Source organism: Microbacterium sp. JZ37 (assembly GCF_035188445.1).
Taxonomy (GTDB): domain Bacteria; phylum Actinomycetota; class Actinomycetes; order Actinomycetales; family Microbacteriaceae; genus Microbacterium; species Microbacterium barkeri.
Genome location: NZ_CP045253.1, coordinates 997,091 through 1,019,747 on the forward strand (window position 1 = coordinate 997,091; position 22,657 = coordinate 1,019,747).

The 22,657-nt window shown below is 69.8% G+C and carries 24 protein-coding genes and 2 tRNA genes; 16 read left to right on the top strand and 10 right to left on the bottom strand.

What is annotated here, in order from left to right:
- The first annotated feature begins 47 nt into the window (after positions 1 to 47).
- Both GC092_RS04465 and GC092_RS04470 read left to right on the top strand, forming a co-directional pair.
- Positions 48 to 120: transfer RNA gene (locus GC092_RS04465), tRNA-Thr, on the top strand.
- Between the two features lie 58 nt (positions 121 to 178).
- Complete coding sequence (locus tag GC092_RS04470; RefSeq protein WP_324014219.1) at positions 179 to 577, top strand: hypothetical protein; 399 nt, start codon at positions 179 to 181, stop codon at positions 575 to 577.
- Positions 578 to 584: 7 nt separating this feature from the next.
- Here the strand turns inward: GC092_RS04470 and GC092_RS04475 are convergent, their stop codons facing one another.
- Entirely contained in the window at positions 585 to 782 is a 198-nt protein-coding gene (locus tag GC092_RS04475) for a hypothetical protein (protein WP_271173882.1), read from the bottom strand.
- Between the two features lie 42 nt (positions 783 to 824).
- Between GC092_RS04475 and GC092_RS04480 the strand changes: the two genes are divergently transcribed.
- Together GC092_RS04480 and GC092_RS04485 are read left to right on the top strand one after the other, a co-directional pair.
- Positions 825 to 1,265: a MarR family winged helix-turn-helix transcriptional regulator gene (locus GC092_RS04480; RefSeq protein ID WP_271173881.1), complete on the top strand. Its 441-nt coding sequence runs from the start codon at positions 825 to 827 to the stop codon at positions 1,263 to 1,265.
- Positions 1,266 to 1,296: 31 nt separating this feature from the next.
- A complete protein-coding gene (locus GC092_RS04485; RefSeq protein ID WP_324014220.1) occupies positions 1,297 to 1,869 on the top strand; it encodes an isochorismatase family protein in 573 nt (190 codons plus the stop codon).
- Between the two features lie 3 nt (positions 1,870 to 1,872).
- On the opposite strand, the gene GC092_RS04490 is transcribed toward GC092_RS04485, so the two are convergent.
- Both GC092_RS04490 and GC092_RS04495 read right to left on the bottom strand, forming a co-directional pair.
- Positions 1,873 to 2,490, bottom strand: a complete 618-nt coding sequence (locus tag GC092_RS04490; RefSeq protein WP_324014221.1) for a GyrI-like domain-containing protein — start codon at positions 2,488 to 2,490, stop codon at positions 1,873 to 1,875.
- Between the two features lie 22 nt (positions 2,491 to 2,512).
- Positions 2,513 to 3,313: a fructosamine kinase family protein gene (locus GC092_RS04495; RefSeq protein WP_324014222.1), complete on the bottom strand. Its 801-nt coding sequence runs from the start codon at positions 3,311 to 3,313 to the stop codon at positions 2,513 to 2,515.
- 119 nt (positions 3,314 to 3,432) lie between these two features.
- Here GC092_RS04495 and GC092_RS04500 point away from each other — a divergent pair, with 119 nt between their 5' ends.
- A complete protein-coding gene (locus GC092_RS04500) occupies positions 3,433 to 4,302 on the top strand; it encodes an SDR family oxidoreductase (protein WP_324014223.1) in 870 nt (289 codons plus the stop codon).
- A 28-nt stretch (positions 4,303 to 4,330) separates the two neighbouring features.
- Here the strand turns inward: GC092_RS04500 and GC092_RS04505 are convergent.
- A tRNA-Lys gene (locus tag GC092_RS04505) sits at positions 4,331 to 4,406 on the bottom strand.
- A 38-nt stretch (positions 4,407 to 4,444) separates the two neighbouring features.
- Between GC092_RS04505 and GC092_RS04510 the strand changes: the two genes are divergently transcribed.
- Both GC092_RS04510 and GC092_RS04515 read left to right on the top strand, forming a co-directional pair.
- Complete coding sequence (locus tag GC092_RS04510; RefSeq protein WP_271173876.1) at positions 4,445 to 4,834, top strand: hypothetical protein; 390 nt, start codon at positions 4,445 to 4,447, stop codon at positions 4,832 to 4,834.
- A 74-nt stretch (positions 4,835 to 4,908) separates the two neighbouring features.
- Positions 4,909 to 5,538, top strand: coding sequence for a DNA-directed RNA polymerase subunit beta (locus GC092_RS04515; protein ID WP_282979688.1), 630 nt, complete (start codon positions 4,909 to 4,911; stop codon positions 5,536 to 5,538).
- Positions 5,539 to 6,323: 785 nt separating this feature from the next.
- Here the strand turns inward: GC092_RS04515 and pstB are convergent.
- The 4 genes from pstB to GC092_RS04535 form a co-directional block, all read right to left on the bottom strand.
- A complete protein-coding gene (gene pstB / locus GC092_RS04520; protein WP_271173874.1) occupies positions 6,324 to 7,103 on the bottom strand; it encodes a phosphate ABC transporter ATP-binding protein PstB in 780 nt (259 codons plus the stop codon).
- A gap of 35 nt (positions 7,104 to 7,138) precedes the next feature.
- Entirely contained in the window at positions 7,139 to 8,221 is a 1,083-nt protein-coding gene (pstA, locus tag GC092_RS04525; protein WP_324014224.1) for a phosphate ABC transporter permease PstA, read from the bottom strand.
- 1 nt (position 8,222) lies between these two features.
- Positions 8,223 to 9,206 carry a phosphate ABC transporter permease subunit PstC gene (pstC, locus tag GC092_RS04530; protein WP_271173872.1) on the bottom strand — a complete coding sequence of 328 codons (984 nt, stop codon included), beginning with the start codon at positions 9,204 to 9,206 and terminating at the stop codon, positions 8,223 to 8,225.
- A 138-nt stretch (positions 9,207 to 9,344) separates the two neighbouring features.
- Entirely contained in the window at positions 9,345 to 10,454 is a 1,110-nt protein-coding gene (locus GC092_RS04535) for a phosphate ABC transporter substrate-binding protein PstS (RefSeq protein WP_324014225.1), read from the bottom strand.
- Between the two features lie 189 nt (positions 10,455 to 10,643).
- Here GC092_RS04535 and GC092_RS04540 point away from each other — a divergent pair, with 189 nt between their 5' ends.
- A complete protein-coding gene (locus GC092_RS04540; RefSeq protein ID WP_324014226.1) occupies positions 10,644 to 11,387 on the top strand; it encodes a hypothetical protein in 744 nt (247 codons plus the stop codon).
- A gap of 60 nt (positions 11,388 to 11,447) precedes the next feature.
- Here the strand turns inward: GC092_RS04540 and GC092_RS04545 are convergent, their stop codons facing one another.
- Both GC092_RS04545 and GC092_RS04550 read right to left on the bottom strand, forming a co-directional pair.
- On the bottom strand, positions 11,448 to 12,290 hold the full coding sequence (locus GC092_RS04545) for an exodeoxyribonuclease III (RefSeq protein ID WP_271173869.1): 843 nt from the start codon (positions 12,288 to 12,290) through the stop codon (positions 11,448 to 11,450).
- Between the two features lie 125 nt (positions 12,291 to 12,415).
- Positions 12,416 to 13,531 (bottom strand): mannose-1-phosphate guanylyltransferase, encoded by a 1,116-nt coding sequence (locus GC092_RS04550; protein WP_271173868.1) that lies wholly within the window; start codon positions 13,529 to 13,531, stop codon positions 12,416 to 12,418.
- Positions 13,532 to 13,729: 198 nt separating this feature from the next.
- On the opposite strand from GC092_RS04550, the gene sdhC reads away from it, so the two are divergent.
- The 8 genes from sdhC to GC092_RS04590 all read left to right on the top strand — a co-directional run bounded on the left by sdhC (position 13,730) and on the right by GC092_RS04590 (position 22,657).
- On the top strand, positions 13,730 to 14,164 hold the full coding sequence (gene sdhC, locus GC092_RS04555) for a succinate dehydrogenase, cytochrome b556 subunit (protein ID WP_324014227.1): 435 nt from the start codon (positions 13,730 to 13,732) through the stop codon (positions 14,162 to 14,164).
- Positions 14,164 to 14,637, top strand: a complete 474-nt coding sequence (sdhD, locus tag GC092_RS04560; protein ID WP_271173866.1) for a succinate dehydrogenase, hydrophobic membrane anchor protein — start codon at positions 14,164 to 14,166, stop codon at positions 14,635 to 14,637. The genes sdhC and sdhD overlap by 1 nt, the downstream gene beginning before the upstream one ends.
- Before the next feature lie 20 nt (positions 14,638 to 14,657).
- Entirely contained in the window at positions 14,658 to 16,484 is a 1,827-nt protein-coding gene (gene sdhA / locus GC092_RS04565) for a succinate dehydrogenase flavoprotein subunit (protein ID WP_271173865.1), read from the top strand.
- On the top strand, positions 16,484 to 17,239 hold the full coding sequence (locus GC092_RS04570; protein WP_271173864.1) for a succinate dehydrogenase iron-sulfur subunit: 756 nt from the start codon (positions 16,484 to 16,486) through the stop codon (positions 17,237 to 17,239). The genes sdhA and GC092_RS04570 overlap by 1 nt, the downstream gene beginning before the upstream one ends.
- Before the next feature lie 161 nt (positions 17,240 to 17,400).
- Positions 17,401 to 18,504, top strand: a complete 1,104-nt coding sequence (locus GC092_RS04575) for a BMP family lipoprotein (protein ID WP_271173863.1) — start codon at positions 17,401 to 17,403, stop codon at positions 18,502 to 18,504.
- Positions 18,505 to 18,606: 102 nt separating this feature from the next.
- Entirely contained in the window at positions 18,607 to 20,115 is a 1,509-nt protein-coding gene (locus tag GC092_RS04580; protein WP_324014228.1) for an ABC transporter ATP-binding protein, read from the top strand.
- The gene (locus GC092_RS04585) at positions 20,112 to 21,383 is read left to right on the top strand and encodes an ABC transporter permease (protein ID WP_271173861.1); all 1,272 of its coding nucleotides are present in this window, start codon (positions 20,112 to 20,114) and stop codon (positions 21,381 to 21,383) included. The genes GC092_RS04580 and GC092_RS04585 overlap by 4 nt, the downstream gene beginning before the upstream one ends.
- Positions 21,380 to 22,657, top strand: coding sequence for an ABC transporter permease (locus GC092_RS04590; RefSeq protein WP_324014229.1), 1,278 nt, complete (start codon positions 21,380 to 21,382; stop codon positions 22,655 to 22,657). The genes GC092_RS04585 and GC092_RS04590 overlap by 4 nt, the downstream gene beginning before the upstream one ends.

Sequence of the window (22,657 nt, forward strand, 5' to 3'; positions counted from 1 at the left end):
CCGACCCGGTATGCTTGATTCTCGTGCCGCTCGGGCGGCGCGAGATCGCCACCTTAGCTCAGTCGGCAGAGCGATTCACTCGTAATGAATAGGTCGTCGGTTCGATTCCGACAGGTGGCTCCGATACAGAAGGCGCGCTCCATCCGGAGCGCGCCTTCTGCCATACCGACGGAGCCCCATGGACGCGAGCCACGTGATCGGAGCGATCACCGAGATCTTCTCGTGGATCGGCTTCGGTGCGGCGCTCGTCCTCGGTCTCATCGCGATCATCGCGCGCCTCGCGGACGGCACGTGGGTCCCCGTTCGGGCGTTCGTGCTGTCGGAGCAGGAGCCGCCGATCCTGCGCTGGTTCACGGTGGGTCACACTGTCGGGGAGGCGCCGCTCACGCCCGAGCTGCGCGCGGCCGCCGGCGATGCCGACGAGGTCGACGTCTTCACGAATCCGCAGCGCCCGGGATCCGTGCGACTCCACCAGCACTCGCCGCTGCCCCGATTCCTCGGCTGGGGCGCGATCGCGTTCGGGGGCCTCGGGGCCGTGTCGACGATCGTGCAGCTGATCCTCGTGGCGATGCGCTGAGCCGCGCTCAGGGGCAGCGCAGCTCGCCGTCCACGAGGGCGTGGTCGACCTTGTGCGCGCCGCAGCGATGACAGGGCGTGCCCTTTCCCTCACCCACCTGCGCGGGGCCGGCCAGGCTGATCAGGGTGGTGTTGAACCACTGGTAGAAGCCACCCGCCTCGCGGATGCGGGTGCGGAGGGGTGTTCGCTCGACGCGTGCGTGCATGTAATTAGTGTACTAACGAATAGACCTCGATAGGGTAGTCGGGTGACGGACCATCGCGAGGACCTGCTGAAGCTCGAGAACCAACTGTGCTTCGCGATCGTGACGGCCGCGCGCAACGTCGTGTCGATCTACCGGCCCGTGCTCGAGCCCCTCGGGCTGACGCATCCGCAGTACCTCGTGATGCTCGCCCTGTGGGAGAAGGCCCCGCGCACACTCCGTGAGCTGTCGGCGGAGCTCGCGCTCGAGCCCGCGACAGCGTCGCCCCTCGTGAAGCGTCTCGAGGCCCAGGGCCTTGTCCGTCGCGAGCGCCGACCGGATGACGAGCGGCGGCTCGCGATCGGGCTCACGGAGGAGGGCGCCGCCCTGCGCGAGCAGGCGCTCGCCGTTCCCGAGCAGATCATGGCGCGCGTCGGCCTCGACGCCGCGCAGCTCGCGAGCATCCGGGATTCGCTCGCGCCCTTCTCGGGGAACCTGGACGCCTGACGTCGATCCGGGGGAGGCGTACGCTCGGACCATGAGCAGGGCGCTTCTCATCGTCGACGTGCAGAACGACTTCACCGAGGGCGGTGCGCTCGCGGTCGCGGGCGGCGACGCCGTGGCCGAGGGGATCACGCGGCACCTCGCCGAGCATGCGGGGGAGTACGCGGCGATCATCGCCTCGCGCGACTGGCACGATGCCGATGGCGACAACGGCGGGCACTTCGCCGTGGGCGCCGATCCCGATTTCGTCGACACGTGGCCCGTGCACTGCGTCGCGGGCACGCCAGGGGCCGACTACGATCCCGGGCTCGACACCGCCTCGGTCACACACCATGTGAAGAAGGGCCAGGGACGCCCCGCCTACTCGATGTTCGAGGGTCAGACGGATGACGGCGAGACCGTCGGCCGCATCCTCGATGCGCGCGGGATCGAGGCTGTCGACGTCGTCGGCATCGCGACCGATCACTGCGTCCGTGCGTCCGCGCTCGACGCGATCGCGCACGGACAGCACGTCCGCGTCCTCACCGGGCTCATCGCGGGGGTCGGCGCCGAGTCGTCGGAGGCGGCGCTCGCCGAGCTCGCGCACGCGGGAGCCGAGATCGTCTGAATCTCAGGCGGCCTCCACGGGCTGCCGCAGGATGGTCCGCCGTCGCTCGGGCGGGACCCTGCGGAAGTCGCTGAGGTAGATCTCGTGATGGCGTCCCGTCATCCGCAGGCCGTGCTGCGGGATGAACGCATCGTGCATCCGCTCGAGGACGGGCCCTTCGTCGTCGAAGGAGCCCACGTGCAGCGTCTGGACGGCCCGCCCCTCGTCGAGCAGCTCCCAGCGCAGCTCCGCGAGTCGGGGCGGGTTCTTCGCCGCCGCCTTCCCGATGGCGGCGTCGACGAGGCCGGCGTCGATCCAGTCGGGTGTGCGCATGACCAGGGTCCAGTTCCACGCGGACTTGTCGCGGGCCGTCGTGAAGCTCGCCATGTCGTCGGCGCTCCAGAGGCCCTCGAGCGGCGGGACGACGTAGTCGCGTTGGAGCTCCTGCTTGCTGGCGAACTTCAGCGCGTAGGCGACGGGGTACAGGGTCTCGATCGCCTCCGCGAACGCGGGGGAGGTGTTCGGATCGCCGTGCCCGTCGACCATGAGGTATCGCGCGGGCTCGAGATCGACGATGCGGAACTCGCCCTGCCGCGCGCGGTAGGCGTCGAGGGCCTTCCGGAGGTCGATCTTGTCCGCCATGACGGCCAGCGTACCGGCGGCCTCAGACGTACGTGCGGGCCAGTCGCAGCGCGGATGACGTGTAGCCGCCGCGGAAGAGGTGCGCATGCATGATGACGATCCCGAGCTGATGCAGCCCGATGCGCTCGCGCCATCCGTCCGTGAGCGGGGAGGCGCTGTCGTAGCCCGCGTACACGTCCTCGAGATGCGGGAAGCCGAAGACCGAGAGCGTCGCGAGGTCGGTCTCGGCATGGCCGCCGTGCGCCATCGGGTCGATGAGCGCGGCGCCCGACGGGTCGTCGACGTAGAGGACGTTCCCCGCCCACATGTCCCCGTGGACGCGTGCGACGGGACGGCCCGCCGCGCGCACGAGCGCGGGCTGCGGATGGTCGAGGGCGCCGTCTCGCAGCCGGGATGCGAGCCGGTGGAACACCGCGGCGTCGTCTTCGTCGATGACGCCGTCGTCGCGCAGGCGCCGGGCGAACACCTCCACCCGGTGCTCGGCGTAGAAGGCGCCCCACGTGTCCGCCGCTTCTGCGGCGTCCACGACGAGCGGAGTGCGCGACCGGCCCATGCTCCGCGCGCCCGAGTGCTCCGGGGGAGGGCAGCCCCACCAGGCCGCGCCCGCCGCGTGGGTGCGGGCGAGCGCGCGGCCGAATGCGCGCGCCGCCTCCGCCGACGGCGCGGCCTCGTCGATCCGCTCGAGGACGAGTCGATCGCGGTCGGCGGAGACGACCCGCGCGACGCGCGCACCGCCATCCGCCTCCGCGAGCCATCGGAGCCCGGCCGCCTCGCCGAGCAGGTCGTCGCCGTCGCGTCGTGTCTTCGTGAACGTGTCGCCCATCGAGGACGAGGGTAGCCGTCGCGGGCTGCGGTCCGACTAGCATGGGCGTCATGCAATGCCGGTGAGCCGCTTCCGCCCCCTGATCTCGCGCATCTGCGCATCTCGGAAGGACCTCCTGCATGCCCTCTCTCCCTCTGTCCGGCAAGACCGCCCTCGTCACCGGCGTCTCGCGACGACGCGGCATCGGATTCGCCGTCGCCGCGCGTCTCGCCGCACTCGGCGCGAGCGTCTTCATCCACCATCTCCGCGCGCACGACGTCGACCAGCCCTGGGGAGGGGACGACATCGAGGCGCTCACCGAGCAGCTGCGCGGCCATCTCGCTCCGGGCGCCCGCCTCGGCGACCGCGCAGCCGACCTGCGCGACCCCGCGGAGATCCCTGCTCTGCTCGACGACGCCTTCGCGCTCACTGGCGGTGTCGACATCCTCGTCTGCAATCACGCGCGCAGCGGCGGCGACGGGAGCCTGCTCGACATGACCGCGGAGCGCCTCGACGAGCACTGGCAGGCGAACGCGCGCTCGGTGCTGCTGCTCACCGCCGAGTACGCACGTCGCATCTCGGGTGTGACGCCGGACGCCGCGCTGCGCCCGGGCGACCACGTGGGTCGGCGGGGCCCCTTCCCGGAGCCGACCGGGCGGGTGTTCTGGATGACCTCGGGCCAGATCCACGGCGCCATGCGCGGTGAGGTGGCGTACGCGACGAGCAAGGCCGCGCTCGCGGGAATCACGGCGACGGCCGCGGCCGAGCTCCTCGACGTGGGGATCGTGCTGAACACGGTCAACCCGGGGCCTGTGAACACGGGGTACCTCGACGCCGACTCGACGGACCGCGACCTGAGCGGCATCGAGGAGGCGCTCGCGCGCACCGCGTTCGGCCGCTTCGGGCGGCCGGATGATCCCGCGCACCTCATCGGATGGCTCGCCACCGACGAGGGGGCGTGGATCGTCGGGCAGGTGCTCACGAGCGACGGCGGATTCTCGCTCGGGTGAGCCGAGCGCGGCGTCGCGAGGCGACGTCTGGTGGGCCCAGAGGGGCTCGAACCCTCGACCTACGGATTAAAAGTCCGCTGCTCTACCGACTGAGCTATAGGCCCGAGACCACTTTACGCGGACCCGGTGGTAGCTTCGGGCCATGCTCGACAGACGCACCTTCACCGACGAAGAGCAGGCGTACGCGCGCGAGTGGTTCGAGGAGACGCTCCAGGCCGCCCGCGACGTCCACACGATCGGCGAGCGCCGCGCGTCGGAGGGCATCCTCCTCGCGCTCGACCGCTGGTTCGTGCACCGGCTGCGCAGCGTCGCCGGCGAGGACACCAACCCGCTCACCGAGGTCTCGCTCGTCGTCGAGGCGATCATGTCGGACGGCGTGCTGCGCGAGCATCCGCCGATCGTCTACGACCGCTCGCGCGCCGTGCTCGGCAACGCGATCGGCGAGCATCTCACGCTCACCTTCGACGACGTCGAGCGCCTCGGCGGGGCGTTCCTGCAAGAGATCGCCGCGCGCTACTCCGCGCCGCGCTGACGGGGGAAGCCTATCCGTCCGGCATGTGCGTCGCCCCGGAGACCGGGGCGCGACCCGGGCGTAGCCTTTTCGGGATGAGTGCGGAGTTCAGCAAGCCGGTGCGCCGGCCCTCGGAGATGTTCGACCGGCTGTTCGCGGGGAGCGACCCGGCCGAGGTCTCGCGCGCGGCGCACGCGACGGCCGTCGCGCTGCTCTCGCGCGTGCGCGACGAGGCCGACGCGGATGTCGTCGAGCGGCTGATCTCGTTCACCGCGCACCACGGCATCGACGACATCGCCGAGCTGTGGTCGCAGTCGCCCGCGCGCTCGCTGCCCGGCTCGCTCTGGCGCCTCTACCTCGTCCAGCTCTCGATCCACGACGACCCGCACACGGCATCGCTGCTGTACGAGCGCGGAAGGGTCGAGCTGCACTCGGCCGATCCGGTGATCGCCGGGGCGCCGACGCCGGCGGGGCCGCAGGAGCTCGTGCGCCTCATCGACACCATCCTGCACGGCGCCTTCACGGGCGATTACGCCGTCGCGCTCGATCGCACGGCAGCGTACTGCCGCGTTGTCGCGTCCGGAGCGACGCACCTCGCCGACGACTACGAGCCGACCGAGCCGGAGCGGTCATCCGCCCTCACGACGCGGGCACTGCGCCTGTCGGCCTTCGCCGCCGATCTCGCGACGGCGGCGCGCCTGTGGCGTCGGGATGCCCTCGAGTGACCGGGGCATGAAAAAGGCCGAGCCGCAGAAAACGCCTCTCGGCGGAAGGCCGCTCGCAGCGGCAGAATTTGGAGCCCGGGGTTACTGCGGCCCGGCCATCACAGTCTAACGGGCACCCCCTGTCGGGTATTCCCATGGGGCATTCAGCACGCGGCGACCCTCGGGCGTGCCGGGCTGGGCTGGGCTTGCCGGGCCCTGCTGCGACGTTCCCTGCCCGGCTTGCACCGGCCATCCTGCCGCCGGGGCGTGCGCCGATTCGGATCGGTGGGGCGGATGGCGTCGGCGGGGGCGGACACGCGCACACCAGCCCCAGGGGTCCGATTCCGCGCACGGGCGGCGGGGCGAGGGCGTCTCCCGATTCGGATCGGTGGGGCGGATGGTGTCGGTTGTGGTGGACACGCGCACACCAGCCCCAGGGGTCCGATTCCGCGCACGGGCGGCCGGGGCGAGGGCGTCTCCGGATTCGGATCGGTGGGGCGGATGGTGTCGGTTGTGGTGGACACGCGCACACCAGCCCCAGGGGTCCGATTCCGCGCACGGGCGGCCGGGGCGAGGGCGTCTCCGGATTCGGATCGGTGGGGCGGATGGTGTCTGCTGGGGCGGACACGCGCACACCAGCCCCAGGGGTCCGATTCCGCGCACGGGCGAGCCACACGCAGGCGCCGCGGCCGGCGCGGGCGTCGCGGGTGGGCGGTGTGCGCGCACAGCGGCCCGCCGCCATCCGCCCGCCATGCAGAAGGGCCGGCCCCGCGGAAGCGAGACCGGCCCTTCGGGCACAGGGCGGTTCAGCCGAAGCGACCCGAGACGTAGTCCTCCGTCGCCTGCACCTGGGGCGTCGTGAAGATCTTCGTGGTGTCGTCGTACTCGATGAGCTTGCCGGGCTTGCCGGTGCCCGCGATGTTGAAGAACGCGGTCTTGTCGCTCACGCGCGACGCCTGCTGCATGTTGTGCGTGACGATGACGACCGTGTAGTCGTTCTTCAGCTCGCTGATGAGCTCCTCGATCGCGAAGGTCGAGATCGGGTCGAGGGCCGAGCAGGGCTCGTCCATGAGGATGATGTCGGGCGAGACCGCGATGGCGCGCGCGATGCACAGACGCTGCTGCTGGCCGCCCGAGAGGCCCGAACCGGGCTTGTCGAGGCGGTCCTTGACCTCGTTCCAGAGGTTCGCGCCCGTGAGCGACTTCTCGACGAGGGCGTCGGCGTCGCTCTTCGAGATGCGCTTGTTGTTGAGCTTGACGCCCGCGAGCACGTTCTCGCGGATCGACATCGTGGGGAAGGGGTTCGGGCGCTGGAAGACCATGCCGACCTGGCGGCGGACGAGCACGGGGTCGACACCCGGGCCGTAGAGGTCCTGGCCGTCGACGAGCACCTGGCCCTTGACGGACGCGCCAGGGATCACCTCGTGCATGCGGTTGAGCGTGCGGAGGAAGGTGGACTTGCCGCAGCCCGACGGGCCGATGAACGCCGTCACGGTGCGGGGCTGGATGTCGATCGAGACGCCCTCGACGGCGAGGAAGTCGCCGTAGTAGACGTTGAGGTCGTTGACTTCGATGCTCTTGGACACGGGGGTTCCTTCGTTGTGGTCGGAGAAGTCTCGGCTCAGCGGCCCGCGGTCTTCGGGGCGAAGACCTTCGCGATGAGACGCGCGACGAGGTTGAGCAGCATGACGATGAGGATGAGGGTGAGGGCGGCCGCCCACGCGCGCGCGACCGCGGCGTCGGGGCTCGTGCCCTGGTTCATGTACTGGTTGTACGCGAACACCGGCAGCGTCATCATCTGCCCGTCGAACAGGTTGGTGTTGAGGCTGAGTGTGTACCCCGCCGTGAGGAGGAGCGGCGCGGTCTCGCCGATGACGCGCGCGATCGCGAGCATGATCGTCGTCGTGATGCCGGCGATCGACGTGGGGAGGACGACCTTCACGATCGTGAGCCACTTCGGCACGCCGAGCGCGTACGAGGCCTCGCGCAGCTCGTTCGGGACGATGCGGAGGAGCTCCTCGCTTCCGCGGACGACGACCGGGATCATGAGCACCGCGAGGGCGAGTGCGCCCATGAAGCCCATCGAGATGCCCGGGCGGATGAAGAGCGCGAACACCGAGTAGATGAACAGACCGGCGACGATCGACGGGATGCCCGTCATGACGTCGACGAAGAAGGTGATCGCCCGCGCGAGCTTGCCGCGGCCGTACTCGACGAGGTAGATCGACGTCATCAGGCCGATCGGCACCGCGATCAGGGTCGCCATGAGCGTGATGAGGACCGTGCCCCAGATGGCGTGCACGATGCCGCCGCCCTCGCCGACGATGTTGCGCATCGAGTACGAGAAGAACTCGGCGTCGAAGCGCTGGATGCCGTTGACCACGACCGTCCAGAGGAGCGAGACGAGCGGGAGGAGCGCGATCACGAACGCGGTCGACACGAGCGCCGTCATCACCCGGTCGACGGCCTTGCGGCTGCTCTCGGCGATCGACGACGTGACCGCGATGAGCAGGATGTAGAGGATCATGCCGACGATGAGCGCGCCGGCGATGTTGAAGTCGGCCAGCTCGCCGCCGGCGGCGATGATGCCGAAGACGATGGAGGAGGCGACGAAGCAGCCGACGAGAAGGGCCCACGGGGCCCAGCCCGGAAGGCGTCCGGAGGTCAGGCGCGCGCTCTGCGCGGGGGAGGCGATGGCGGCCATGTCAGTTGGCTCCCGAGAACTCGGCGCGGCGCGCGACGATCCAGCGCGCGAACGCGTTGACCGCGAAGGTCACGATGAAGAGGATGAGGCCCGTCGCGATGAGCGTGTTGACGCCCGAGTCGTGCGCCTCCGGGAAGCGGAGGGCGATGTTCGCCGGGATGGGGGTCGGGTTCGTCGAGGTGAGCAGCTCGAACGTGATGGCGCCGGAGGCCGACAGGACCATCGTCACGGCCATCGTCTCGCCGAGGGCGCGCCCCAGACCGAGCATCGCCGCCGACACCATGCCGCCGCGCGCGAAGGGGAGCACGGCCATCCGCACCATCTCCCAGCGGGTAGCGCCCAGCGCGAGCGCGGCCTCCTCGTGGAGCTTCGGCGTCTGCAGGAACACCTCGCGCGAGATGGCGGTCATGATCGGGATGATCATCACGGCGAGCACGAGGGAGGCCGTGAGGATGGTGCGCCCCGTCGGGGACACCTGGCCCGAGAAGAGCGGGATCCAGCCGAGGTTCTCGTTGAGCCACGCGAAGAGGCCGACGAGCATGGGCGCGAAGACGAGGCCGCCCCACAGACCGAAGACCACGGAGGGCACCGCGGCCAGGAGGTCGATGATGTAGCCGAGGACGGCGGCCAGTCGTCGAGGCGCGTAGTGCGAGATGAAGAGCGCGATGCCGATGGCGATCGGCGCGGCCACGATGAGCGCGATCAGCGACGACCAGACGGTGCCGAAGATCAGAGGCCACACGTAGGACCAGAACGACTGGCCGCGCAGCATGTGGTTGTCGGTGGTGTCCGCCTCGAAGGCGGGGATGCTCTGGACGATCAGGAAGAGCGCGACCGCGGCGAGCACAATGAGGATGATCAGTCCGGCGCCGAGGGCCGTGCCGGAGAAGATCCGGTCTCCGAGCCGCTGCTTCGCCTTGATGGGCTCGCCCGGCGCGGGCGCTGCCGGCGGCGCTTCCTCCGCCGTCTTCTCAGAGATGCTCATGTGCTCCCAGTCCTCGGGTCATCGTGGGGGTCGTCGTCTGCGGGGCTTCGCGACAGTGCCCTCGCATCCTGCCGAGGAATCCTTCCTCGGACAAGGGCGCGAGGGCACCGTCGCTCAGCTGTCCGCCGTGAGGTTGTGTCAGTCGACCTGGATGAGGTCGATGGCCGCGAGCACCTGCTCGCGGAGGCCGTCGGAGATCGGCGCGCTGCCCGCGTTCTCGGCAGCGGCCTCCTGGCCCTCGGCGCTCGCGATGTACTCGAGGTACGCCTTGATGAGAGCGGCCTGCTCCTTGTCCTCGTACTGCTCGCACGCGATGAGGTAGCTCACGAGAGCGATCGGGTACGCGCCGTCGGTGGCCGAAGCCGGGTCGACGTCGAAGACCAGGTCGGCCTCGCCGCGGCCCTCGACCAGCGGCGAGTTCTCGACGAGGAGCGAGGCGGCCTCCGCCGAGTAGGCGACGAACTCGCCGTCGACCTCGACGTGGACCTGGCCGAGGTCGCCGACCTGCGAGGCGTCGGCGAAGCCGATCGTGCCGTTGCCGCCGCTGATCGCCTGGATCACGCCGGACGTGCCCTGTGCGGCCTCGCCGCCCTCGAGCGGCCACTCGTCCGAGGGCTCGTCGGTCCACACGTCCGGAGCGGTCGCCTGGAGGTACGTCGTGAAGGTCTCCTGCGTGCCCGAGGGGTCGGAGCGGTGAACGGGCGTGATCGCGAGGTCGGGCAGCTCGACGTCGGGGTTCGTCGCGGCGATCGCGTCGTCGTTCCAGTTCGTGATCTCGCCCTTGAAGATGCCGGCGATCGTCGCGGCGTCGAGGTTGAGCGTGTCGATGCCCTCGAGGTTGAAGGCGACGGCGACCGGCGAGATGTAGAGCGGGACCTCGACGATGTCGTCGGTCATGCAGGCGCCGAAGTTGCCTGCGGCGACCTCGTCGTCGTCGAACGCGCGGTCGGAGCCGATGAAGGCGCTCGCGCCGGAGAGGAAGTTCTCACGACCCGTGCCCGAGCCGGTGGGCTCGTAGTTCACGGTGACGTCGGGGTTGGCGGTCTGGAATGCGGCGACCCAGGCCTCCTGCGCGGCGGTCTGCGACGAGGCGCCCGTCGCGTCGATCGTGCCGCTGAGCGCGCTGTCGCCGCCGGTGCTGCCCTCCGTCTCGGGGGTGGCTCCACCCTCGTTCGCGGCGCAGCCCGCGAGAGTGAGGGCGGCGATGGCGCCCACGGCCGCCAGGCTCGAAAGACGAGTGATCTTCACTGTGAATCCTCATTCGGTTCAGTGTCAGGGACAGCCCCGCCGGGTCGCAGGGCACGTCGTGACGCTAGGAGTGCCCGGTGAAGAGACTGCGGTGCGCAGGTGAACGGACGGTGAACGCGCCTGGACGAATGCCGAGGACGGCCGACGGCCTGACCCGCGCCACCTCGCGCGGAGCTCTACCATGCAGGGATGGCGAAGACACCCGAGCGCGAACGCGCAGCGCACAAGGCCCTCCAGGAGGCCGCGAAGGCGGTCTCGACCGCGAAGAAGGCCGCGAAGCGGCTCCCGAAGAAGGCCGCGCAGCGCCTCGAGCCCCTCATCGCCGATGCGGCCGAGATCGCCGGGACCTCGGCCAAGAGCGCATCGAAGGCGCCCAAGCGCACGGCGCGCCGGGCCGAGGAGGCCGCAGCGACACTGCGCTCCGCCACCGAGGCCGCGGTCCGGAAGGCCGAGGAGAAGGCCGCCGCGGAGAAGCCCGCGCCGAAGAAGAGGGACGCCGCGAAGAAGGACGCGAAGCCCGCGGCGAAGAAGGACGCGGCGAAGAAGGACGCCGCGAAGCCCGCCGCGAAGAAGAAGGACGCGAAGCCCGCGTCGAAGGACGCCGCGAAGAAGAAGGACGCGAAGCGTGCGGATGGCGCGAAGGGCGATCGAAGGAAGGCAACGGAGAAGGAGAAGCGCGCAGCGGACGCGGCCAAGCGCACGGTCGTGCGACCGCCGGCGATCGCGCCGATCGAGCGGATCGTGGAGGAGATCGCCGCGGCGCCCGCCGCGCCCGCTCCAGGGCGTGCGCGCCGTTCCACCGCACCGGAGCCGGCGTCGGACGAGCTCTCCGGCCTCACGGTCCTGGCCCTGCGGGCTCGTGCTCGGGAGGCGGGCCTCTCGGGCTACTCGCGCCTGACGAAGGCCGCGCTGATCGATCTCCTGCGCCGCTGAGCCACGAGGCGAGACACGCAGAGGGCGCCTCGGAATCCGAGGCGCCCTCTGCGTGAGCGGTCAGAACGCGTAGTCCACGACGACCGGGGCGTGATCCGTCCAGCGCTCGGCGTACGACGCGTGACGATCGACGCGGTACGTGCTGACGCGCTCCGCGAGCGGCGGCGTCGCGAGCTGGTAGTCGATGCGCCATCCGGCGTCGTTGTCGAACGCCTGACCGCGCTGCGACCACCAGGTGTAGGGGCCCGGCACCTCGCCGTGGAAGCGGCGCCCGATGTCGACCCAGCCGAGGCCCGTGCCGGTCGTGCCGTCCGCGCAGTCGACGGTCTCGCCCTCGGCGCCGAGCCAGCGGTCGAAGTAGGCGCGCTCACGCGGCAGGAAGCCCGCCTTCTTGAGGTTGCCCTTCCAGTTCTTGATGTCGAGCTCGCGGTGGCCGACGTTGAGGTCGCCCGTCACGACCGCGAGCGCGCCGTCGGCGGCGAGCTCGGGAAGCCGGAGGTCCATCGCGTCGAGGAATGCCCACTTCTGCTCCTGCTTGGGAGTGTCGGCCTCGCCCGTGAACACGTACGCGCTGACCACCGTGAGCTTGTGACCCTCCACCTCGAAGTCGGCCTCGAGCCAGCGCCCGTTCGACTCGAGCGCGTCGTCGCCCAGGGCGATGCTCGACGCCGTCGGCTCGAGGCGGCTCGCGATCGCGACGCCCGCGCGCCCCTTCTGGAGGGCCTTGTCCTCGAGGATGTGCCATCCGGGCAGCGCCGCGTCGAGGTGCTCGCGCTCGCCGCGCACCTCCTGCAGCGTGAGGATGTCGACGTCGGCAGCATCCAGCCATCCGGCCATCCCCTTGCGGGCGGCCGCGCGGATTCCGTTGACGTTGACTGTGGCGACGCGGATCGTTCGAGACATGATCTCGACCCTACCGAGGGGGTCGGACGTTTCGACTCGCTGGCGCTCGCTCAACGACCGGGGGCGGCTCGCTGCGCTCGCTGAGTGTCGACTCGCTGGCGCTCGCTCAACGACCGGGGGCGGCTCTAGAGGACGCTGTCGCGGCCGCCCTCATGCAGGCGGCCGACGACGCCCTTGACGCGCTGCGCGTGCTCGTTCGTCGTGACGAGAAGCGCGTCGTCGGTGTCGACGACGATGAGGTTCTCGACGCCGATGACCGCGATGACGCGGTTGGTCTGCGACACGATGAGACCCGTGGACTCGTCGACGATCACCTTGTCGTTCGGCCCGAGCACGCTCATCCGCTCGCCGTCGCCGTCGGAGATGAGGTTCGACAGGCTCGCGAAGTCGCCGACGTCATCCCAGTCGAACTGGCCGGGGACGACGGCGAGGCGCCCCTTCGCGGCCGCGGGCTCCGCGACGGCGTAGTCGATCGCGATCTTCTTGAGGGTCGGCCAGACGCGTGCGACGGTCTCGTCCTTGCGCGCGGGGTCATCCCACGCATCCGCGATCTCGACGAGGCCCGCGTGCAGCTCGGGCTCGTTCGCCTTGAGCTCGTCGAGGATGACGTCGGCGCGCGAGATGAACATGCCGGCGTTCCAGAGGAACGAGCGGTCGGCGTAGTAGCGGCGGGCGGTCTCGAGGTCGGGCTTCTCGACGAACGCGTCGACCATGGCGGCCAGCGGCGCGTCGTCGATGACGAGCTCGCCGCCGGTCTTGATGTACCCGAAGCCCACGGCGGGCTCGGACGGCTGGATGCCGATCGTGCAGATGTAGCCCTCGCGCGCCACGGCGACCGCCTGGCGCACCGTGAACTCGAACACCCGCTGCCGCTTGATGACGTGGTCGGCCGCGAACGAGCCGATGATGACGTCGGGATTGCGGCGGTGCAGGATGGCCGCGGCCAGGCCGATCGCGGCGGCCGACTCGCGCGGGTCGGCTTCCACGAAGACGTTGTGCTCCGGCATGTCGGGGAGCGTGTTCTCGACCTTCGGGCCGTGCGCGCGCCCGGTCACCACGGCGATGTGCTCGCGGTCGGCCAGCGGCAGGAGCCGATCCCATGTCTCCTGGAGCAGCGAGCGGCCGGAACCGGTCAGATCGTGGAGGAACTTGGGCGTCTCCGCGCGGGACAGCGGCCACAGCCTCGAGCCCACCCCGCCCGCGGGGATGACGGCGAAGAAGTCCTTGATCGGTTCTGGCATGAGCACCAGGCTACAAGGCGTCGCCTCCGAACCCCGGGAGGCGCGGAATCACGCGGAGTAAGGGTGCCCTGACCTCTCGACGTCGAGATAGTTAGGCGATCCTCAATGGCCGCTTCGGCGCCCCTGGGAGTAGCCTGAAGGGCGATCGGCGGCAGGTCCACGAGCCGCCTCGCAGGCCCTGAGAGCAGGAGGACGATCTTGTCCGCTACCGCGCGACCGACGCCCCGGGTGTCGGAGACGACGTCGAGAACACCGAGGGGCACCCTGTACCGCGGCCGCGAGGGCATGTGGTCGTGGGTGCTGCACCGCATCACCGGCATCGCCATCTTCTTCTTCCTTCTCGTGCACGTGCTCGACACCGCGCTCATCCGCGTCTCGCCGGAGGCGTACAACGCGGTGATCGGCACGTACCAGCACCCGATCATGGGCATCGGCGAGATCGCGCTCGTCGGCGCGATCGCGTTCCACGCGTTCAACGGGCTGCGCATCATCCTCGTCGACTTCTGGTCGAAGGGCCCGAAGTACCAGCGCCAGCTCTTCTGGGGAGTCCTCGGCGTCTGGGCCGTGGTCATGGCCGGCTTCGTCCCGCGTCAGCTCATGAACGTGTTCGGCGACTTCGGAGGAGGACACTGATGACCGCCGCAGACCTCGCCGCACCCCGCTCCCCGCAGCGGCCCGCCAGCCGCGGTGTCAACCTCGAGAAGTGGGGATGGCTCTACATGCGCGTGTCGGGCGTCCTGCTCGTCGTGCTCATCTTCGGCCACCTGCTCGTGAACCTCGTGCTGCCGGAAGGCGGCGTCCACGCGCTGAACTTCGCGTTCGTCGCGGGCAAGTTCGCGTCGCCGTTCTGGCAGTGGTGGGACGTGCTCATGCTCTGGCTCGCGTTCATCCACGGCGCTAACGGCATGCGCACGATCGTCAACGACTACGTGCAGGGCAAGACCGTGCGCACCGCGCTCGTGTGGGTCATCGGCATCGTCGCCGCGCTCATGATCGTGCTCGGCACGCTCGTGGTGTTCACCTTCGACCCGTGCGCCGGCGTGTTCGGCGCGTTCGAGAACCCCGACAGCGCGCTGTTCGAGGTCTGCCAGGCTGCGGCCAACTGACAGGGATTGACGGAAGAGACGTGACGACACAGCACACCGACGCCGTGCTCAAGGACGGCGTGTACTACCACGAGTTCGACATCGTGATCGTCGGCGCCGGCGGCGCCGGCATGCGCGCGGCCATCGAGGCCGGCCCGGGCGCGAAGACCGCCGTGATCACGAAGCTGTACCCCACGCGCTCCCACACGGGAGCCGCGCAGGGCGGCATGGCCGCAGCCCTCGCGAACGTGGAGGAGGACTCCTGGGAGTGGCACACGTTCGACACGGTGAAGGGCGGCGACTACCTCGTCGACCAGGACGCCGCGGAGATCCTCGCCAAGGAGGCGATCGACGCCGTCATCGACCTCGAGAACATGGGCCTGCCGTTCAACCGCACGCCCGACGGCAAGATCGACCAGCGCCGCTTCGGCGGTCACACGGCCGAGCACGGCAAGAACCCCGTGCGCCGCGCGTGCTACGCGGCCGACCGCACGGGCCACATGATCCTGCAGACGCTGTTCCAGAACTGCGTCAAGCTCGGCATCAACTTCTTCAACGAGTTCTACGCGCTCGACCTCATCACCGTGAAGGACGCGGACGGCACGACGAAGATCGCGGGCGTCGTCGCCTACGAGCTCGCCACGGGCGACCTCCACGTCTTCCACTCCAAGGCCGTCATCTTCGCGACGGGCGGCTTCGGCAAGGTCTTCAAGACGACGTCGAACGCGCACACCCTCACGGGCGACGGCGTCGGCATCGTGTGGCGCAAGGGCCTGCCGCTCGAGGACATCGAGTTCTTCCAGTTCCACCCGACCGGCCTCGCCGGCCTCGGCATCCTGCTGACCGAGGGCGCGCGCGGCGAGGGAGCCATCCTCCGCAACGCCTCCGGCGAGCGGTTCATGGAGCGCTACGCGCCGACGATCAAGGACCTCGCCCCGCGCGACATCGTCGCGCGCTGCATGGTCAAGGAGGTCCTCGAGGGCCGCGGCGCCGGACCCAACAAGGACTACGTCTACCTCGACTGCACCCACCTGGGCGCCGAGGTGCTCGAGACGAAGCTGCCCGACATCACGGAGTTCGCGCGCACGTACCTCGGCGTCGACCCCGTCGTCGAGCCCGTGCCCGTGATGCCGACCGCGCACTACGCGATGGGCGGCATCCCGACGAACAACGACGCGCAGGTGCTCGCCGACAACACGACCGTCGTCCCCGGCCTGTACGCGGCGGGGGAGTGCGCGTGCGTGTCGGTCCACGGCGCCAACCGACTCGGCACGAACTCGCTGCTCGACATCAACGTCTTCGGCAAGCGAGCGGGCCGCCATGCGGTCGAGTACGTGAAGACCGGCGAGCTCGTCCCGCTGCCCGAGGACCCGGCGAAGGAGGTGCGCGAGCTCGTCGAGCGCATCCGCACCGCCAACGGCACCGAGCGCATCGCCGACATCCGCCGCACGCTGCAGGAGCAGATGGATGCGAACGCGCAGGTGTTCCGCACCGAGGAGACCCTGACGAACGTCATGGGCACCATCCACGACCTGCGCGAGCGCTACAAGAACATCTACGTCGACGACAAGGGCAAGCGGTTCAACACCGACCTGCTCGAGGCGATCGAGCTGGGCTTCCTGCTCGACCTCGCCGAGATCGTCGCCTACGCCGCCCGAAACCGCAAGGAGAGCCGCGGCGGCCACATGCGCGAGGACTACCCCGACCGCGACGACGAGAACTTCATGAAGCACACGATGGCCTACCTGACCGGCGACCCGCACTCGCCGGACCCGGAGGACCACATCAAGCTCGACTGGAAGCCCGTCGTGTTCACCAAGAACGAGAAGGGCGAGTTCAACTACCCGCCGATGGAGAGGAAGTACTGATGTCGACCGTCGCAGAGGCGCCCGCCGCCGAGACCGCCATCCAGTCGTACCTCGTCACGTTTATCGTCCGGCGCTTCGACCCGGAGACCGACAGCGAGCCCCGCTGGGTCGACTACGACGTCGAGATGTACCCGACCGATCGCGTGCTCGACGCGCTGCACAAGATCAAGTGGGAGGTCGACGGCTCGCTGACCTTCCGCCGCTCGTGCGCGCACGGCATCTGCGGGTCTGACGCCATGCGGATCAACGGGCGCAACCGTCTCGCCTGCAAGACGCTCATCAAGGACCTCGACATCTCGAAGCCGATCTACGTCGAGGCGATCAAGGGCCTGCCGCTCGAGAAGGACCTCGTCGTCGACATGGACCCGTTCTTCGCGGCGTACCGTGACGTCCAGCCGTTCCTGCAGGCGAACAGCGCGCCCGCCAAGGGCAAGGAGCGCGTGCAGTCGATCGCCGATCGCGAGCGCTTCGACGACACCACGAAGTGCATCCTCTGCGCGGCGTGCACCTCGTCGTGCCCCGTGTTCTGGACCGACGGGCAGTACTTCGGGCCCGCCGCCATCGTGAACGCGCACCGCTTCATCTTCGACTCGCGCGACGACGAGGCGCAGGTGCGTCTCGACATCCTCAACGACAAGGAGGGCGTGTGGCGCTGCCGCACGACCTTCAACTGCACCGAGGCGTGCCCGCGCGGCATCGAGGTCACGAAGGCCATCGCCGAGGTCAAGCAGGCCATCCTCAAGGGCGGCCGCTGACCTTCGCCCGCGACGGGGCCTGGGAGTTCCCGGGCCCCGTCGTCGTGTTTGTAACTATCGCGTTGCGGTCGCCCGGATCGTCGTTTCGCACGGTGTGAGCGAACTAGCGTGAGCATATTGGCCCCGGGTCGGTTCGGGGCCCGCACACTCTGGAGGACAGTGTGAAGACCACCAAGAAGGCTGCGCTCAGCGGTCTCGCGCTCACCGCTTCGGCGGTGCTGCTCGCCGGATGCGGGTCGGCGCCGGAGGAGACCACGGGCGGAACCGAGGTCGACAGCGACTTCCACCCCTGCCTCATCTCCGATGAGGGCGGCTGGAACGACCGCTCGTTCAACCAGTCCGCCAAGGAGGGCATGGACCGCGCGATCGAGGAGCTCGGCATCGAGGGCACCGAGATGGAGTCCACGAACGCGAACGACTACGCGCCGAACCTCGAGACGCTCGTCTCGGAGGGCTGCTCGCTCATCATCTCGGTCGGGTTCAACCTCTCGGCGGCGACGGTCGAGTCGGCGCTGGCGAACCCCGACGTCGACTACGCGATCATCGACGACTGGGCCGACAACGACTTCGACGGCGAGACGGACGCGCCGAACATCAAGCCGCTCGTGTTCGACACGGCGCAGGCCGCGTACCTCGGCGGCTACGCCGCCGCAGCCTGGTCGGCGCAGTCGGGCGTGAACAAGGTCGGCACCTTCGGCGGCGCGCAGATCCCCTCGGTCGCGGTCTTCATGGACGGCTACCAGCTCGGCGTCGAGAAGTACAACGAGGACAAGGGCGCGAACGTCGAGGTCGTCGGCTGGGACGTGGAGTCGCAGACGGGTTCGTTCACGGGCGGGTTCGAGGCGAACGATGTCGCGCGCCAGACCGCGCAGGGCATCCTCGACCAGGGCGTGGACGTCATCCTCCCGGTCGGCGGCCCGATCTACACGAGCGCGGCGGCAGCCATCCAGGACAGCGGTGACGACGTCCTCATGATCGGCGTCGACAGCGACCTCGCGGTCAAGGAGCCGGACCTCGCCGACCTCGTCTACGTGTCGATCCAGAAGGCGATCGACCAGGCCGTGTTCGACGCCACGACGACCGCGGCGACCGGCGAGTTCGACGTCGAGCCCTACGTCGGCACGCTCGAGAACGAGGGCGTGACCCTGTCGAGCTTCCACGACTTCGAGTCGCAGCTCCCCGAGGGCCTCACCGACGAGCTGGCAGCTCTGCAGGAGCAGATCATCGCCGGCGACATCGTCGTCGAGTCGCCCAACTCGCCGTAAGGCGCATCGCTCGCATCGGGGCGGCCGGGCCCGTACCGGCCGCCCCGACGCGCGCTCAACCCACTTCTGTCCACGACCATCCGCGCACGGTAGGGTGCCCACATGAAGCTCGAGCTCCGCGGAATCACGAAGCGATTCGGCAGCCTCGTCGCCAACGACCACATCGACCTGACCGTCGAGCCGGGCGAGATCCACGCCCTCCTCGGAGAGAACGGCGCCGGCAAGTCGACGCTCATGAACGTCCTGTACGGCCTCTACCAGGCCGACGAGGGGGAGATCCTCCTCGACGACGTGCCGCAGCGGTTCCGCGGGCCCGGCGACGCGATGGCGGCGGGCATCGGCATGGTGCATCAGCACTTCATGCTCATCCCGGTGTTCACCGTCGCGGAGAACGTCGCGCTGGGGCACGAGAAGGTGCGCCGCAGCGGCGCCCTCGACCTCGACGCCGCGCGCGCGGAGGTCCGTGCGGTCGCGGACCGCTTCGGATTCCACGTCGACCCCGATGCGATCGTCGAGGACCTGCCCGTGGGCGTCCAGCAGCGGGTCGAGATCATCAAGGCGCTCGCGCGCGACGCGCGCGTGCTCGTGTTCGACGAGCCCACTGCCGTGCTCACGCCGCAGGAGACCGACGAGCTCATGGCGATGATGCGGCAGCTGCGCGACGAGGGCGTCGGCATCGTGTTCATCACGCACAAGCTGCGCGAGGTGCGCGAGGTCGCCGACCGGATCACGGTCATCCGGCGCGGCAAGGTCGTGGGGGAGGCGTCGCCCACGTCGACCAACGCCGAGCTCGCCTCGCTCATGGTCGGTCGCGCTGTCGAGCTGACGGTGCACAAGGAGCCCGCTCGACCGCGGCCGGGAGGTCTCGTCGTCGAGGGGCTGCGCGTGCTCACGCCCGAGGGCGTCGTGCTCGTCGACGACGTGAGCTTCACGGTGCAGCCGGGGGAGATCCTCGCGATCGCGGGCGTGCAGGGCAACGGACAGACCGAGCTGACCGAGGCGATCATGGGCCTCGAGACCCGGGTGACCGGCTCCATCGCGCTCGACGGTCAGGAGCTCGTCGGAGCCTCCGTGCGCCGCATCCTCGACGCGGGCGTCGGATTCGTTCCCGAGGACCGGAAGATCGACGGCCTCGTGGGCGGCATGTCGATCGCGGAGAACCTCGTGCTCGACCGCTCTGACGCACCCGAGTTCGTCACGGCGGGCACGCTGCGGCGGGGGGCGCTCGACGACTTCGCCCGCGAGCGCATCGAGGAGTTCGACATCCGCGCGCAGGGTCCGCTGACTCCGGCGGGCACGCTGTCGGGCGGAAACCAGCAGAAGGTCGTCGTGGCGCGCGAGATGAGCCGTGACCTCAAGGTGCTGCTCGCAGCCCAGCCCACGCGCGGCGTCGACGTCGGCTCGATCGAGTTCATCCACAGCCGGATCGTCGCCGCGCGCGACGCCGGGGTGGCCGTCATCGTCGTGTCGACCGAGCTCGACGAGGTCGTCGCGCTCGCCGACCGGATCGCGGTGATGTACCGAGGCAGGATCGTCGGCATCGTGCCGAGCGACACCCCACGCGACGTGCTCGGCCTCATGATGGCCGGTGCGCAGGAGGCAGCGGCATGAGCGAGACCACCCCGGCCCCGCAGGCGCCGCAGCCCCACACGGCGACCCCCGAGGTGCCCCGCGGCAACGCCGTGCTGCGCGACATCCTCCGCGGCAGCGTCGTCACGTCGATCCTCGCCCTCCTCGTCGCGATGGTGGTGGGCGGCATCCTCATCGCGCTCACGAACGAGGACGTCCGGACGGCGTCCGGCTACTTCTTCGCCCGACCCGCCGACACCTTCCGCGCCATCTGGGACGCCGTCTACGGCGGCTACGAGGCCCTCTTCCGCGGCGCGATCTACAACTCCCGCGCGGACGACTTCCTCACGGCCATCCGCCCGCTCACGAACACGCTCGGCAATGCGGCTCCGCTCATCGCGGCCGGTCTCGGCGTCGCGCTGGCCTTCCGGGTCGGGATGTTCAACATCGGCGCGCAGGGCCAGATCCTCTTCGGCGCCGCCTTCTCGGCGCTCATGACCTTCCGGCTCGACCTTCCCCTCGCACTTCAGCTTCCGCTCACCCTCATCGCGGGCCTCGTCGGCGGCGCGATCTGGGCCGGGATCGCGGGCATCCTGAAGGCGCGCACGGGCGCACACGAGGTCATCCTCACGATCATGCTGAACTACATCGCGGTCTACCTCGTGGACTGGATGGTCAGCACCGCCGGCGTGCTGCAGAAGCCGGGGTCGAACCAGCCGATCTCGGCGGCCACGCCCTCGGGTGCGCTCTTCCCCGATCTCTTCGGCCCCGCGTACCCGAACCTCGACGTCGGGTTCCTGCTCGTCATCGCCGCGACGGTGTTCGTGTGGTGGCTCATCGAGCGCTCGAGCCTCGGGCTCCGCATGCGCGCGGTGGGGGAGAACCCCCACGCCGCGCGCGCAGCGGGCATCTCGGTGCAGCGGATCTACGTGTACGCGATGCTCTTCGCGGGAGGTCTCGCGGGTCTCGCGGCCATGAACCAGATCCAGGGCGCCGTCACGAGCGGCTTCGACAGCCACATCGACGCCGGCTTCGGCTTCGATGCGATCACGGTCGCGCTCCTCGGCCGCAGCCGCGCGTGGGGCACGTTCGTCGCCGGTCTGCTCTTCGGCGCGCTGAAGGCCGGCAGCTACACGATGCAGGCGTCCGAGGGGATCCCGGTCGACATCGTGCTCGTCGTGCAGGCGCTCGTCGTCCTCTTCGTCGCGGCGCCGCCGCTCATCCGCACGATGTTCTTCCTGCCGAAGGACGAATCCGAGAAGAGCGCCAGGGCACGAGCCAAGGCGGCGCGGAAGGCGGTCGCACGATGACGAACACGACAGCTCCCGCTTCCGTCGAGGCGCCCACGGTCGTCCGCGTCCGGCGCCCGAAGCTCGCGATCACGCTCGGCGTGCTCACCGTGCTGCTCGCGGCCCTGTTCATCCTCGCCGCGCGCGACGGCTGGACGACGTTCCGGCTGAGCGGCGCAGACGCCCTCATCCCGCTGGGCGAGGTGAGCATCCCGACGGCTCCGTTCGTGTGGGGGACGCTGGCGCTCCTCGTCGCGCTCACGGTGTGGGCGGTGGCCGACACGCTGGCGTATCGACGGAGCCCGCTGTGGCTCTCGATCGCCTACGGCGTCCTCGCTCTCTTCGGCTTCCTCACCTGGGCCGGCGCCGACGGGCTCGTGCCGGTCATCAGCCTGCTCTCCGGTGCGCTGTCGATCTCGGTGCCGATCGTCTTCGGCGCGCTCGGCGGCGTGATCGGCGAGCGCGTCGGCGTCGTCAACGTCGCGATCGAGGGCCAGCTCCTGTTCGGGGCGTTCAGCGCTGCGCTCCTGTCGAGCATCACGGGCAATCCGTTCGTCGGGCTCCTCGGCGCCATGATCGGCGGCGTGCTCGTCTCGCTCGTGCTCGCCGTCTTCGCGATCAAGTACCTCGTCGAGCAGGTCATCGTCGGCGTCGTGCTGAACGTGCTCGTGACCGGCCTCACGGGCTTCCTCTTCGGCATCCTGCTTGTGCCGAACGAGCTCGAGCTCAACCGCCCTGCGACGTTCGACCGCCTGCCCATCCCGGGCCTCGTCGAGATCCCGCTGCTGGGGCCGGTGCTCTTCAACCAGTCGTTCCTCGTGTACTTCATGTACTTCGCGGTCGCCGCGGTCGCCTGGGGTCTGTACCGCACGCGGTGGGGACTCCGCGTCCGCGCCGTCGGCGAGCACCCGCAGGCGGCGGACACCGTGGGCATCAGGGTCAACCCGATGCGCTTCTGGAACGTGAACCTCGCCGGCGCGATCGCCGGTGCGGGCGGCGCGTACTTCACGCTCGTCTCCGTCCCGCAGTTCAACGAGGAGATGACGGGCGGCCTCGGCTTCATCGCACTCGCCGCGGTCATCTTCGGACGCTGGGACCCGATCCGCGCGACGCTCGCGGCCCTGCTGTTCGGATTCGCCACCAACCTGCAGAACCTGCTCTCGGTGCTGGGCACGCCCATCCCGAGCCAGTTCATGCTCATGCTCCCGTACGTCGTGACGATCCTCGCGGTCGCCGGGTTCGTGGGGCAGTCGCGCGGCCCCGCCGCCGCCGGCAAGCCGTACATCAAGGGCTAG

Excerpts from the sequence above, each read along its gene's own strand:
- GC092_RS04470 (WP_324014219.1), top strand. The coding sequence starts at position 179 with ATGGACGCGAGCCACGTGATCGGAGCGATCACCGAGATCTTCTCGTGG.
- GC092_RS04475 (WP_271173882.1), bottom strand. The coding sequence starts at position 782 with ATGCACGCACGCGTCGAGCGAACACCCCTCCGCACCCGCATCCGCGAG.
- GC092_RS04485 (WP_324014220.1), top strand. The coding sequence starts at position 1,297 with ATGAGCAGGGCGCTTCTCATCGTCGACGTGCAGAACGACTTCACCGAG.
- GC092_RS04490 (WP_324014221.1), bottom strand. The coding sequence starts at position 2,490 with ATGGCGGACAAGATCGACCTCCGGAAGGCCCTCGACGCCTACCGCGCG.
- GC092_RS04495 (WP_324014222.1), bottom strand. The coding sequence starts at position 3,313 with ATGGGCGACACGTTCACGAAGACACGACGCGACGGCGACGACCTGCTC.
- GC092_RS04500 (WP_324014223.1), top strand. The coding sequence starts at position 3,433 with ATGCCCTCTCTCCCTCTGTCCGGCAAGACCGCCCTCGTCACCGGCGTC.
- GC092_RS04510 (WP_271173876.1), top strand. The coding sequence starts at position 4,445 with ATGCTCGACAGACGCACCTTCACCGACGAAGAGCAGGCGTACGCGCGC.
- GC092_RS04515 (WP_282979688.1), top strand. The coding sequence starts at position 4,909 with ATGAGTGCGGAGTTCAGCAAGCCGGTGCGCCGGCCCTCGGAGATGTTC.
- pstA (WP_324014224.1), bottom strand. The coding sequence starts at position 8,221 with ATGGCCGCCATCGCCTCCCCCGCGCAGAGCGCGCGCCTGACCTCCGGA.
- pstC (WP_271173872.1), bottom strand. The coding sequence starts at position 9,206 with ATGAGCATCTCTGAGAAGACGGCGGAGGAAGCGCCGCCGGCAGCGCCC.
- GC092_RS04540 (WP_324014226.1), top strand. The coding sequence starts at position 10,644 with ATGGCGAAGACACCCGAGCGCGAACGCGCAGCGCACAAGGCCCTCCAG.
- GC092_RS04545 (WP_271173869.1), bottom strand. The coding sequence starts at position 12,290 with ATGTCTCGAACGATCCGCGTCGCCACAGTCAACGTCAACGGAATCCGC.
- GC092_RS04550 (WP_271173868.1), bottom strand. The coding sequence starts at position 13,531 with ATGCCAGAACCGATCAAGGACTTCTTCGCCGTCATCCCCGCGGGCGGG.
- sdhD (WP_271173866.1), top strand. The coding sequence starts at position 14,164 with ATGACCGCCGCAGACCTCGCCGCACCCCGCTCCCCGCAGCGGCCCGCC.
- GC092_RS04570 (WP_271173864.1), top strand. The coding sequence starts at position 16,484 with ATGTCGACCGTCGCAGAGGCGCCCGCCGCCGAGACCGCCATCCAGTCG.
- GC092_RS04580 (WP_324014228.1), top strand. The coding sequence starts at position 18,607 with ATGAAGCTCGAGCTCCGCGGAATCACGAAGCGATTCGGCAGCCTCGTC.
- GC092_RS04585 (WP_271173861.1), top strand. The coding sequence starts at position 20,112 with ATGAGCGAGACCACCCCGGCCCCGCAGGCGCCGCAGCCCCACACGGCG.
- GC092_RS04590 (WP_324014229.1), top strand. The coding sequence starts at position 21,380 with ATGACGAACACGACAGCTCCCGCTTCCGTCGAGGCGCCCACGGTCGTC.